Annotated in this window: 9 protein-coding genes and 2 riboswitches; of the genes, 6 read left to right on the forward strand and 3 right to left on the reverse strand. The window is 60.9% G+C overall.

The genetic code is table 11. The features are described from left to right. Positions 1-1,071: a cobalamin biosynthesis protein CobW gene (cobW, locus tag PMI31_RS02165; protein ID WP_008015916.1), complete on the reverse strand. Its 1,071-nt coding sequence runs from the start codon at positions 1,069-1,071 to the stop codon at positions 1-3. Between the two features lie 103 nt (positions 1,072-1,174). After that, a riboswitch (cobalamin riboswitch) is annotated at positions 1,175-1,387 on the reverse strand. Positions 1,388-1,579: 192 nt separating this feature from the next. Continuing rightward, a riboswitch (cobalamin riboswitch) is annotated at positions 1,580-1,805 on the forward strand. 121 nt (positions 1,806-1,926) lie between these two features. On the opposite strand from cobW, the gene PMI31_RS02170 reads away from it, so the two are divergent. From PMI31_RS02170 to cobM, 4 genes are all read left to right on the forward strand, one after another. Further along, complete coding sequence (locus PMI31_RS02170) at positions 1,927-2,118, forward strand: CbtB domain-containing protein (protein WP_008015918.1); 192 nt, start codon at positions 1,927-1,929, stop codon at positions 2,116-2,118. Between the two features lie 11 nt (positions 2,119-2,129). Then, on the forward strand, positions 2,130-2,837 hold the full coding sequence (locus PMI31_RS02175; protein ID WP_008015919.1) for a CbtA family protein: 708 nt from the start codon (positions 2,130-2,132) through the stop codon (positions 2,835-2,837). Then, positions 2,834-3,247, forward strand: a complete 414-nt coding sequence (locus PMI31_RS02180; protein ID WP_008015922.1) for a cobalamin biosynthesis protein — start codon at positions 2,834-2,836, stop codon at positions 3,245-3,247. Before PMI31_RS02175 ends, PMI31_RS02180 begins: the two co-directional genes overlap by 4 nt. 85 nt (positions 3,248-3,332) lie before the next feature. After that, a complete protein-coding gene (gene cobM, locus PMI31_RS02185) occupies positions 3,333-4,079 on the forward strand; it encodes a precorrin-4 C(11)-methyltransferase (protein ID WP_008015924.1) in 747 nt (248 codons plus the stop codon). A 167-nt stretch (positions 4,080-4,246) separates the two neighbouring features. Here cobM and nfuA read toward each other — a convergent pair whose 3' ends face one another. Next, positions 4,247-4,831: a Fe-S biogenesis protein NfuA gene (gene nfuA, locus PMI31_RS02190; RefSeq protein WP_008015925.1), complete on the reverse strand. Its 585-nt coding sequence runs from the start codon at positions 4,829-4,831 to the stop codon at positions 4,247-4,249. A gap of 194 nt (positions 4,832-5,025) precedes the next feature. Next, on the reverse strand, positions 5,026-7,323 hold the full coding sequence (locus PMI31_RS02195; RefSeq protein ID WP_008015926.1) for a fatty acid cis/trans isomerase: 2,298 nt from the start codon (positions 7,321-7,323) through the stop codon (positions 5,026-5,028). A gap of 156 nt (positions 7,324-7,479) precedes the next feature. Between PMI31_RS02195 and metH the strand changes: the two genes are divergently transcribed. Both metH and PMI31_RS02205 read left to right on the forward strand, forming a co-directional pair. Then, a complete protein-coding gene (gene metH, locus PMI31_RS02200; protein ID WP_008015927.1) occupies positions 7,480-11,190 on the forward strand; it encodes a methionine synthase in 3,711 nt (1,236 codons plus the stop codon). Positions 11,191-11,383: 193 nt separating this feature from the next. After that, positions 11,384-11,602 carry a DUF2970 domain-containing protein gene (locus PMI31_RS02205; RefSeq protein WP_008015928.1) on the forward strand — a complete coding sequence of 73 codons (219 nt, stop codon included), beginning with the start codon at positions 11,384-11,386 and terminating at the stop codon, positions 11,600-11,602. The last annotated feature ends 3 nt before the right edge of the window (positions 11,603-11,605 follow it).

Raw genomic sequence — 11,605 nt, forward strand, 5'->3', positions numbered from 1 at the left:
TTACACGCTGAGCGCGGCGCGCAGTTGCGCTTCGAGCACGGCGGCGTCCAGCGCCTGGCCGATCAGCACCAGGCGGGTGTTGCGCGCTTCTTCTGCGCCCCACTGGCGGTCGAAGTGCTTGTCGAAACGCGTGCCCACGCCCTGGATCAGCAGGCGCATCGGTTTGTTCGGAACGGCGGCGAAACCTTTGACGCGCAGGATGCCGTGCTGGACCACCAGTTGGGTCAGCGCGTCCATCAGCAGGCTTTCGTCGGCTTGCGGCAGTTCGATGGAGATCGAGTCGAAGGCGTCGTGATCGTGGTCATCATGATCGTCGTCGCCATCGTGATGATGGTCGTGGTGGCTGTGGCGGCTGTCGATGTGTTCTTCGGAGCCGGCACCAAGGCCGATCAGCACGTCCAGCGGCAGGCGACCGCTGCTGGCTTCGACGATTTTCACCGCTGGCGGCAATTCTTCGGCGACTTCCAGGCGCACGCGGGCCAGGTCTGCCGGGGCGATCAGGTCGGTTTTGTTGAGGATCACCAGGTCGGCGCTGGCCAGTTGGTCAGCGAACAGTTCGTGCAGCGGCGATTCGTGGTCCAGGTTCGGGTCGAGTTTGCGCTGGGCGTCGACCTGGTCCGGGAACGCAGCGAAGGTGCCGGCGGCCACGGCCGGGCTGTCGACCACGGTGATCACCGCATCCACTGTGCAGGCGCTGCGGATTTCCGGCCACTGGAAGGCTTGCACCAGCGGCTTGGGCAGGGCCAGGCCGGAGGTTTCGATGAGGATGTGGTCGAGATCGCCGCGACGGGCCACCAGCTCGCGCATCACCGGGAAGAATTCTTCCTGGACGGTGCAGCACAGGCAGCCGTTGGCCAGCTCATAGACACGGCCGTTGGCTTCTTCTTCGGTGCAGCCGATCGAGCACTGCTTGAGGATTTCGCCATCAATGCCCAATTCACCGAATTCGTTGACGATCACCGCGATGCGGCGACCCTGGGCGTTGTCGAGCATGTGCCGCAGCAGCGTGGTTTTACCCGAGCCGAGAAAGCCGGTAACGATGGTGACGGGGAGTTTGGCCAGTGTTTTCATCGGATGCCCTATGGCTAAGGTGGCGGGCATACGGGACGACGACCGGCAACGCGCACGCGCATGCCTGAAGAGTTCGCCACCGGATCACCCCGCCCGGTTCAAAGTGAGAATCTGTGTCGAGGCAGGTCTCCTGGCTGACGGTGTGCCGGCCTTGAGCCTGGCATTCGCTGCGCCTTCCCGCCGGTCTCTTGGATTGAGTCGGCAGTGGCGTGGCAACGAACATCACCGTTCACAGTTGCGGGGGCAGCCGCGGCATCGACCGCGTTCCCTTCTTAGCTTCGACAAACGCCGAAGAACCTCGAAAGCGCAAGGCTACGCATGGTATTGGGGCGGGTCAATGTTCACTTGAAATCGGCGGTGCCCCCTTCGCGAGCAGGTCGGATCGCCGCACCGTCGCTCCCACATTGAAGTGCGTTCCCCTGTGGGAGCGAGCCTGCTCGCGAAGAAGTCACCACGATTCCGAGTTGAGAACCCCTGCCAATTGACGCCCAACCCCTGCCCATGCTCTCCTACACGCTTTGTTACGGGTGCCCTTCACAGGGTGAAACGGGAAACCGGTGAATCATGTGCTTTACTTCAAAGCCATGTCAGTCCGGTGCTGCCCCCGCAACGGTAAGCGAGCGAAGCATCAGATCCACTGTGCCAATGTGGCATGGGAAGGTGATGCTTGCAGGATCAGGCTGCTGCCTGCACCCCTCGTGAGCCCGGAGACCGGCCCGCAACACAAAGTGACCAGTACGATCACTGAACCAACAAACCCGCGGTGGGCGGGCGCTGTTTGAACCTTTGCGCGCCTGGTCGTGCGGGGTTTTGCATGCGCTCTCATTCCCCGCTGACAGACCAGAGGGAAACGCCATGTCGATCATCAGCAGCGCCGGCCACACTACAACCAGCACCACTTCTACCCTGACTCAACGCCTGACCGCCGCCGTCTGCGCGTCGATCCTGGGTGCGTGTCTGGTGTATTTCGCCGGTTTCTCGCACATCGAAGCGGTGCACAACGCCGCCCACGATACCCGCCACAGCTCCGCGTTCCCGTGCCATTGAGACCTGCCAATATGATCAAGCGTATTGCGCAAACCGCAGGTTTCACCGGGCTGCTGGCCGCCCTGTTGCTGACCTTGCTGCAAAGCTTCTGGGTCGCACCCCTGATTCTGCAAGCCGAAACCTACGAAAAAGCCGAACCGGCCGCTGTTGAAATGCATGAGCATGCCGACGGTGCGATGGCTGCCCACACTCATGATGCGCAAGCCTGGGAGCCGGAAGACGGCTGGCAGCGCGTACTGTCGACCACCGGCGGTAACCTGGTGGTGGCCGTCGGTTTCGCCTTGATGCTGGCCGGCCTGTACACCTTGCGCGCGCCGACCAGAACCTCCCAGGGCCTGCTCTGGGGCCTGGCCGGTTATGCGACATTCGTGCTCGCGCCGACCCTCGGCCTGCCACCTGAATTGCCCGGCACTGCCGCGGCCGACCTGGCACAACGGCAACTGTGGTGGGTCGGCACCGCCGCCTCCACCGCCGTCGGTATCGCGCTGATCGTATTCAGCCGTCACTGGCTGATGAAAGTCCTCGGCACGGCCATCCTCGCTGTTCCCCATGTGATTGGCGCACCGCAACCGGAAGTGCATTCGATGCTCGCTCCCGAGGCGCTGGAAGCCCAGTTCAAAATCGCTTCGCAACTGACCAACGTGGCGTTCTGGCTGGCCCTGGGCCTGATCAGCGCCTGGTTGTTCCGTCGCAAAAGCGATGGCCAATACCACGCATGACAGATGTCAGCACAGCGCCGACCCTGGTGGTCGGCCTGGGCTGCCAGCGGGGCTGCCCGGTCAGCACGTTGCGGGCGCTGCTCGACCAGGCGTTGGCGGCGCATCAAATTCCGTTGCATGAAATCAAGGCCCTGGCCAGCATCGACTTGAAACGCGACGAACCGGCACTGATCGAGTTGGCGACGCAACTTGGCCTGGAATTGATGTACTTCAGCAGCGAACAACTGGCCGTTTATGAGACGCAACTCAGTCATCAATCGCAAATAGCGTTTGAACGCACCGGTTGCTACGGCGTGGCGGAAAGCGCCGCACTGGCCTTGGCAGAACAATTGGCTCAGGCCCCGGCAAAACTGCTGATTCCACGACAAAAATATGCCCAGGCAACACTGGCATTGGCCGGCGCCGCCTGAAATCCCCGATAATCCCCGCCATCGATCATGAACATTCTTCATCTGAAGCCCTGTTCAGCCCCTTTTTTCCCCACAGGAACCGACGATGACCGTCTACTTTATTGGCGCAGGTCCCGGCGACCCCGAACTGATTACCGTCAAGGGCCAGCGTCTGATTCGCAGCTGCCCGGTGATCATTTATGCCGGTTCCCTGGTGCCTGCTGCCGTGCTGGAAGGTCATTGTGCCGAACAGGTGGTCAACAGCGCCGAGCTGCACCTGGAACAGATCATCGACCTGATCAAGACCGCCCACGGCAAAGGTCAGGATGTTGCCCGGGTGCACTCCGGCGACCCGAGCCTGTATGGCGCCATTGGCGAGCAGATCCGCTATCTGCGCGAGTTCGGCATTGCGTTCGAAATCGTGCCAGGCGTGACGGCCACGGCCGCTTGTGCAGCGCTTTTGGGTGCAGAGCTCACGCTGCCGGATATTTCACAGAGTGTGATCCTGACTCGCTACGCCGACAAAACCGCCATGCCACCCGGAGAGGAATTCTCCAGCCTGGCGCAGCACGGCGCGACCATGGCGATTCATTTGGGGGTCAGTCACCTGCCGAAGATCGTTGAGGAACTGCTGCCGCATTACGGCGCCGACTGTCCGATCGCGGTGGTGCACCGCGCGAGCTGGCCGGATCAGGATTGGGTGGTGGGAACGCTTGAGGACATTGCCGGGAAGGTTCGAGCCAAGGGTTTTCGCCGTACCGCGTTGATTCTGGTGGGTCGGGTGCTGGGCAGTGACCACTTCAGTGAGTCATCGCTGTATCGCGCAGGGCATGCGCATCTCTACAGGCCATAGGCCCCCTTCGCGGGCAAGCCCGCTCCCACAGGTTTCGAGTCGGTCACAGTATTGCGGCCTACATAAAATCTTGTGGGAGCGGGCTTGCCCGCGAAGGGGCCACTGAATTCGACCCACAAAAAAACGGCGCTCACGGGGCGCCGTTTTTTCGTTTCGCAGCGAACACCTTAGTAGTAGGCGTTTTCTTTCTGCGTGTGGTCGGTCACGTCGCGAACGCCCTTGAGCTCGGGAATACGTTCGAGCAAGGTGCGCTCGATGCCTTCCTTCAGCGTCACGTCGGCCTGGCCGCAGCCCTGACAACCACCGCCGAACTGCAGGACAGCGATGCCGTCGTCGACCACATCGATCAGGGTGACCTGACCGCCGTGGCTGGCCAGACCCGGGTTGATCTCGGTTTGCAGGTAATAGTTGATGCGCTCGTTCACCGGGCTGTCGGCGTTGACCATCGGTACCTTGGCGTTTGGCGCCTTGATGGTCAGCTGGCCGCCCATGCGGTCGGTGGCGTAGTCGACAACGGCATCGTCCAGGAAGGCTTCGCTGAAGTGGTCGATGTACGCGGTGAAGCTTTTCAGCCCCAGCGCGGTGTCTTCGGGTTTTTCTTCGCCCGGCTTGCAGTAGGCAATGCAGGTTTCGGCGTACTGGGTGCCAGGCTGGGTGATGAAGACGCGGATGCCGATGCCCGGGGTGTTCTGCTTGGAGAGCAGATCAGCCAGATAATCGTGGGCGGCGTCAGTGATGGTAATAGCGGTCATGGAAACTCCTCGCAGGCTTGGGCGCAGTTTACGCCAATCAACGCGCCGGACAAAGTCCCAGTATTTTTGTCGGGAAAGATTAGTCGATACCTGTAGGAGCTGGCTTGCCAGCGAAGGCGCCAGATCAGTCGACATTTGTGTTGAATGTCGCGGCCTCTTCGCTGGCAAGCCAGCTCCTACAGGGTGGTGGTGTTTCAGAGATTCTCGTAGCGGTTCATGTCCAGCACGCCCTCTTCCACCGGATCGGTTTCGTGGATGTAGCGGCTCAGGTCATGGAAATAAGCCCAGAATTGCGGATGACTGCGACGTATCCCCCAGCGTTCGACGATTTTCTCGAAGCTGTCGGTATCCTTGGCGCTCTCCATAGCATCCACAAACGCCGGCACTTGCCCGGCCGGGATGTTGAACATGAAGTTCGGGTAGCTGCCGAGCACGCCCGGGAAAATCGTCAGGGTGTCGAGCCCTGGCTGATAGCGCAGCGATTCGCCGAGCAGGAACGCGACGTTACTGTGGGCACGGTTGCGCAGCAGGCTGTAGACCTCGCGTTTGCCGCTACGGGTTTCGATCCGCAGCAGGGTCGCTTCCGGCAGTTGATCGATGACTTTAAGGCCCGCCGCCGGACGCGAAGTCAGGCGGCTCAACGCCTGTTCGGCACTTTGCAGGTCCGGATCGATGTTCGGCCGCGAGCAATAGGCGCCATCGCAGCGATTGATCGGGTCAGGCCGGGCATTGAGATCACCATAACGGGCCAGCAATTGTTGGGCGAAATCCCGCTTGGGATCCTGCGGATCAAGCTTCAGTGCAGTCGGCTTGTCATCGTCGATCGACTCGTAGTCCAGCCACATCTTGAATTTGCCACTATTTTGATACCAATCGTCGAGGTAGCCATCCCGGGATTCGGCCGGCATCAGGCGCAGGAAATTTTGCTCGGCACCGTTGCGGATCAGGTCGAAATACAGGCGCGTCTGGGCCTGGTGGGACACGTTGCCGAACACATCGAAGTTCACTGCCAGTTGATAGTAGGTGCGCTCCAGCAGCGGGTAATCGAACAGCCACATTGTTTGCGGCACTTCGCCGATCAGGCCTTTGGTCACCGAAGCACTGTCGAAATGGCGGAAGATACTCAGCAACGCATTGTCGTTGCCGGCCCACAGGGTCGACCAGCTCGGCGCCGGCTGGTCGGCGTAGCTATCCCGGCGCAAGGCTTCGTATTCATTACGTTTGTCGCGGTAGTCGTGCCACAGGCTGAGGACGCTGCCGACGTCGTCGTTCTGCCCCGGCATCGCCAGCAACGGCGTGGCCTGCCCGCGATAGATCGGATCGGTGACATACAGGTCATGCTCGGGCGCCTGGAACAGCGCCCAGAAATTATCGCGAATCACGTCGGTGGCGATCTGGCCACGACACACTGGCCCACGGATAAAGGTACGCACAAAGTACTCGGCGTTATCGAGCATGAACTGATAGCGCGCCTGGGCCGGAATCGCTTCGAAGGTGGCAAACGGGTTGGCCCGGCTCTGCGGCCCATAGCCCGGCAATGCGTCGACCTGCCAGTTACCGCTGTAGAACAGGCTCTTGACCCGCGCCAGCTTCGCCGAACTCAGCGGATAGGTGATGTGGGTCTTGTGCACGATCACGCCCTGCACCGGCCACAAGCGGTAGTAAAACTGCGTGCCCGGATCATCGTTCGGGCGACGGGTGTTGATCAGGTCGATCGGCTGACCGGTGGGGGTGCGCGAACGCACCCACTGGAAGAAATGCCCGGGCTCACCATCCTTGAAGTAGAGATGGGCGAGGAACCAGTGCTCGTACAGCCAGCGCCCCACCAGACTTTCCCGGGCACCCGGCGAATTGAGCAGATTTTCCCATTGCACCACCTGCAAGGCTTCCTTGGCGCTGGGCGCCAGCGCCTGCTGATCAATCGGCGCGCCTGCCGCCAGCCAGCGTTGCAGCGTCTGGTACTGCTGGTCGGTCAGGCCGGTCACTGCCAGCGGCATGCCCTCCTTCGGATGCTTGGCGGCGTAGCCGTCGAACTCCGTGGGCATGGCACACATGTTTTCCCGGTTCAGGCCCAGGACGATGTCTTCCGGCAGCTTCGCGTTGGGTTGCAACGGGGTCTTGTGGCCAAGCTCCAGCATCCGCGCCATCAATGCAGCCTGGCTGCCCTGGGTGTCGAGTACTGAATAAAAGCCTTTTTGCTGCCAGGCCTGCTTGCCGAAGGCGTCATAGAAAATCCGTGTCGGCGCCACCGCTTTACTGCGATCACCGTCGTAGACCGGAACTTTCGTCGCGCCACGCGCCGCGCCCTCGCCGCTGCCCAGGTTGAGCTGACAGGCGGCGTCGTTGCAGGCGTGGCAGGCCACGCACTTTTCAGTGAAGATCGGTTGAATATCACGGCTGTAGGAAATGGCAGAGGAAACTGCCGGACTTTGCGCCACGGCGCCCCAGCTTAAAAACAGCAGCAATGTGCCGATGACGAAGCGATACGACATGTCCCTGGTCCCGAATCCTGAAAAAACGCCGCGATTCTACCGGTCTGTCACCCCTGCCAACATGAACGATATTCATGCAAAACCGAGTCATGCTCTAAAAGCGCACAGGTTTGCTATCATCCCGGCCCTTCGTCATGGTCTTACCGAGTAGTCCAAATGTCCGATCGCAGCGTTCGCCTTCAAGCTCTCAAGCACGCCCTCAAAGAGCGCATCCTGATTCTCGATGGCGGTATGGGCACGATGATCCAGAGCTACAAGCTCGAAGAGCAGGATTACCGTGGCAAACGCTTCGCTGACTGGCCGAGCGATGTCAAAGGCAACAACGACTTGCTGGTGCTGACTCGCCCGGACGTGATTGGCGGCATTGAAAAAGCCTACCTGGACGCCGGTGCTGACATTCTGGAAACCAACACCTTCAACGCCACCCAGATCTCTCTGGCTGACTACGGCATGCAAGGCCTGGCGTATGAGTTAAACGTAGAAGGCGCACGCCTGGCGCGCAAGGTCGCTGACGCCAAGACCCTGGAAACCCCGGACAAGCCGCGCTTCGTTGCCGGCGTGCTCGGCCCGACCAGCCGCACCTGCTCGTTGTCGCCGGACGTGAACAACCCCGGCTACCGCAACGTGACCTTCGATGAACTGGTGGAAAACTACACCGAATCCACCAAAGGCCTGATCGAAGGCGGCGCCGACCTGATCCTGATCGAAACCATTTTCGACACCCTGAACGCCAAGGCCGCGATCTTCGCCGTCCAAGGCGTGTTCGAGGAACTGGGTGTCGAACTGCCGATCATGATTTCCGGCACCATCACCGACGCCTCGGGCCGCACCCTGTCCGGCCAGACCACCGAAGCGTTCTGGAACTCCGTGGCCCACGCCAAGCCGATTTCCGTCGGCCTGAACTGCGCCCTCGGCGCCCGTGAATTGCGCCCGTACCTCGAAGAGCTGTCGAACAAGGCCAACACCCACGTTTCCGCGCACCCGAACGCCGGCCTGCCGAACGAATTCGGCGAGTACGACGAGTTGCCATCGGAAACCGCCAAGGTCATCGAAGAATTCGCCCAAAGCGGCTTCCTCAACATCGTCGGCGGCTGCTGCGGCACCACGCCGGGCCACATCGAAGCCATCGCCAAGGCCGTGGCCGGTTATGCGCCGCGCGAAATTCCAGACATTCCCAAGGCTTGCCGCCTCTCGGGCCTGGAGCCGTTCACCATCGATCGCAGCTCGCTGTTCGTCAACGTCGGCGAACGCACCAACATCACCGGTTCCGCCAAGTTCGCCCGCCTGATCCGCGAAGACAACTACACCGAAGCCCTGGAAGTCGCCCTGCAGCAGGTCGAAGCCGGCGCCCAGGTGATCGACATCAACATGGACGAAGGGATGCTCGATTCGAAGAAGGCCATGGTGACCTTCCTCAATCTGATTGCCGGCGAACCGGACATCTCCCGCGTACCGATCATGATCGACTCCTCGAAGTGGGAAGTGATCGAAGCCGGTCTGAAATGCATCCAGGGCAAGGGCATCGTCAACTCGATCAGCATGAAAGAAGGCGTCGAGCAGTTCATTCACCACGCCAAACTGTGCAAGCGCTACGGCGCCGCGGTGGTGGTGATGGCCTTCGACGAAGCCGGCCAGGCCGACACCGAAGCGCGCAAGAAAGAAATCTGCAAGCGCTCCTATGACATTCTGGTCAACGAAGTGGACTTCCCGCCGGAAGACATCATCTTCGACCCGAACATCTTCGCCGTGGCCACCGGTATCGAAGAGCACAACAACTACGCCGTCGACTTCATCAACGCCTGTGCCTACATCCGTGACGAGCTGCCGTATGCGCTGACCTCCGGTGGCGTGTCCAACGTGTCGTTCTCGTTCCGCGGCAACAACCCGGTGCGCGAGGCGATCCACTCGGTGTTCCTGCTGTACGCGATCCGCGCCGGGCTGACCATGGGCATCGTCAACGCCGGCCAACTGGAGATCTACGACCAGATCCCGGTGGAACTGCGCGACGCCGTCGAAGACGTGATCCTCAACCGCACCCCGGAAGGCACCGATGCCCTCCTCGCCATCGCCGACAAGTACAAGGGCGACGGCAGCGTCAAGGAAGCCGAGACCGAAGAGTGGCGCAACTGGGACGTCAACAAGCGTCTGGAACATGCGCTGGTCAAAGGCATCACCACCCACATCGTTGAAGACACCGAAGAATCGCGCCTGACCTTCAGCCGCCCGATCGAAGTGATCGAAGGCCCTTTGATGGCCGGCATGAACATCGTCGGCGACCTGTTCGGCGCCGGTAAAATGTTCCTGCCTCAGGTGGTGAAATCCGCCCGCGTGATGAAGCAGGCCGTGGCCCACCTGATCCCGTTCATCGAACTGGAAAAAGGCGACAAGCCGGAAGCCAAGGGCAAGATCCTGATGGCGACCGTAAAAGGCGACGTGCACGACATCGGCAAGAACATCGTTGGCGTGGTGCTGGGCTGCAACGGTTATGACATCGTCGACCTCGGCGTGATGGTCCCGGCGGAGAAAATCCTCCAGGTGGCCAAAGAACAGAAGTGCGACATCATCGGCCTGTCCGGCCTGATCACACCGTCGCTGGACGAGATGGTCCATGTCGCCCGCGAAATGCAGCGTCAGGACTTCCACCTGCCGTTGATGATCGGTGGCGCCACCACCTCCAAGGCGCACACGGCGGTGAAGATCGAGCCGAAATACAGCAACGATGCGGTGATCTACGTCACCGACGCCTCCCGCGCCGTGGGCGTGGCGACGCAGTTGCTGTCCAAGGAGCTCAAGGCCGGTTTCGTCGAGAAAACCCGCCAGGATTACATCGAGGTTCGCGAGCGTACGTCCAACCGCAGCGCCCGCACCGAACGCCTGAGCTATGGCGCGGCCATCGCCAAGAAGCCGCAATTCGACTGGGCCTCCTACACGCCGGTCAAACCGACGTTCACCGGCTCGCGGGTGCTGGACAACATTGACCTCGACGTCCTGGCCGAATACATCGACTGGACACCGTTTTTCATCTCCTGGGACCTGGCCGGCAAGTTCCCGCGCATCCTCCAGGACGAAGTGGTCGGCGAAGCCGCTACCTCGCTGTACAACGATGCAAGGGAAATGCTGCGCAAATTGATCGATGAAAAGCTGATCAGCGCACGCGCGGTGTTCGGCTTCTGGCCAGCCAACCAGGTGCATGACGACGACATCGAGCTCTATGGCGATGACGGCAAGCCAATGGCCAAGCTGCATCACTTGCGCCAGCAGATCATCAAGACCGACGGCAAGCCGAACTTCTCCCTGGCCGACTTCGTCGCACCGAAAGACAGTGAAGTGACCGACTACGTGGGTGGTTTCATCACCACCGCCGGCATCGGCGCCGAAGAAGTGGCCAAGGCCTATCAGGATGCTGGCGACGATTACAACTCGATCATGGTCAAGGCCCTGGCCGACCGCCTGGCCGAAGCGTGCGCCGAGTGGCTGCACCAGCAAGTGCGTAAAGAATACTGGGGCTATGCCAAGGATGAAGTGCTGGATAACGAAGCGCTGATCAAGGAGCAATACACCGGCATCCGTCCGGCACCGGGTTATCCGGCCTGCCCGGATCACACCGAAAAAGCCCAGTTGTTTGCCCTGCTCGATCCAGAGGCCCAGGAAATGCGCGCAGGCCGCAGTGGTGTATTCCTCACCGAGCACTACGCGATGTTTCCGGCGGCAGCGGTCAGCGGCTGGTACTTCGCTCACCCGCAGGCGCAATACTTTGCCGTGGGCAAGGTCGACAAGGACCAGGTGCAGAGCTACACCTCGCGTAAAGGCCAGGAGTTGAGCGTGACCGAACGCTGGCTGGCGCCGAACCTGGGTTACGACAACTAAGTCAGCTCCCGGCCACAATATTGTGGCCAATGGAGATCCCCTGTGGGAGCGGGCTTGCTCGCGAAGGCGGTGCATCAGGCGACTTTAATATCGACTGACACGGCCTCTTCGCGAGCAAGCTCGCTCCCACTTTTGTCTTGTGCACGACTGAATTGTCTATGCTTACAACTCACACATTCGTGGCGAGGGTTTTATGGACGATCCGGCCGACAACAAGCCGCCAACCTTCTGGCAGATGCTGCACAGCGTCATGGCGGCGGCGTTCGGGGTGCAGAGCGGGAAGAACCGGGCCCGTGATTTCACTCACGGCAAGCCGAGTCATTTCGTGATTCTGGGGATTGGGTTCACGGTGGTGTTCGCATTGACGCTGTTCGGCATCGTCAAGCTGGTGCTGCTTCTGGCCGGGGTTTGAGGC

The sequence above is a fragment of the Pseudomonas sp. GM55 genome, assembly GCF_000282395.1.
Classification (GTDB): Bacteria; Pseudomonadota; Gammaproteobacteria; order Pseudomonadales; family Pseudomonadaceae; genus Aquipseudomonas; species Aquipseudomonas fluorescens_CC.

What these genes read in the sequence shown, in the direction of transcription:
- cobW (WP_008015916.1), bottom strand. Translation starts at nt 1,071, where the DNA reads ATGAAAACACTGGCCAAACTCCCCGTCACCATCGTTACCGGCTTTCTC.
- PMI31_RS02170 (WP_008015918.1), top strand. Translation starts at nt 1,927, where the DNA reads ATGTCGATCATCAGCAGCGCCGGCCACACTACAACCAGCACCACTTCT.
- PMI31_RS02175 (WP_008015919.1), top strand. Translation starts at nt 2,130, where the DNA reads ATGATCAAGCGTATTGCGCAAACCGCAGGTTTCACCGGGCTGCTGGCC.
- PMI31_RS02180 (WP_008015922.1), top strand. Translation starts at nt 2,834, where the DNA reads ATGACAGATGTCAGCACAGCGCCGACCCTGGTGGTCGGCCTGGGCTGC.
- cobM (WP_008015924.1), top strand. Translation starts at nt 3,333, where the DNA reads ATGACCGTCTACTTTATTGGCGCAGGTCCCGGCGACCCCGAACTGATT.
- nfuA (WP_008015925.1), bottom strand. Translation starts at nt 4,831, where the DNA reads ATGACCGCTATTACCATCACTGACGCCGCCCACGATTATCTGGCTGAT.
- PMI31_RS02195 (WP_008015926.1), bottom strand. Translation starts at nt 7,323, where the DNA reads ATGTCGTATCGCTTCGTCATCGGCACATTGCTGCTGTTTTTAAGCTGG.
- metH (WP_008015927.1), top strand. Translation starts at nt 7,480, where the DNA reads ATGTCCGATCGCAGCGTTCGCCTTCAAGCTCTCAAGCACGCCCTCAAA.
- PMI31_RS02205 (WP_008015928.1), top strand. Translation starts at nt 11,384, where the DNA reads ATGGACGATCCGGCCGACAACAAGCCGCCAACCTTCTGGCAGATGCTG.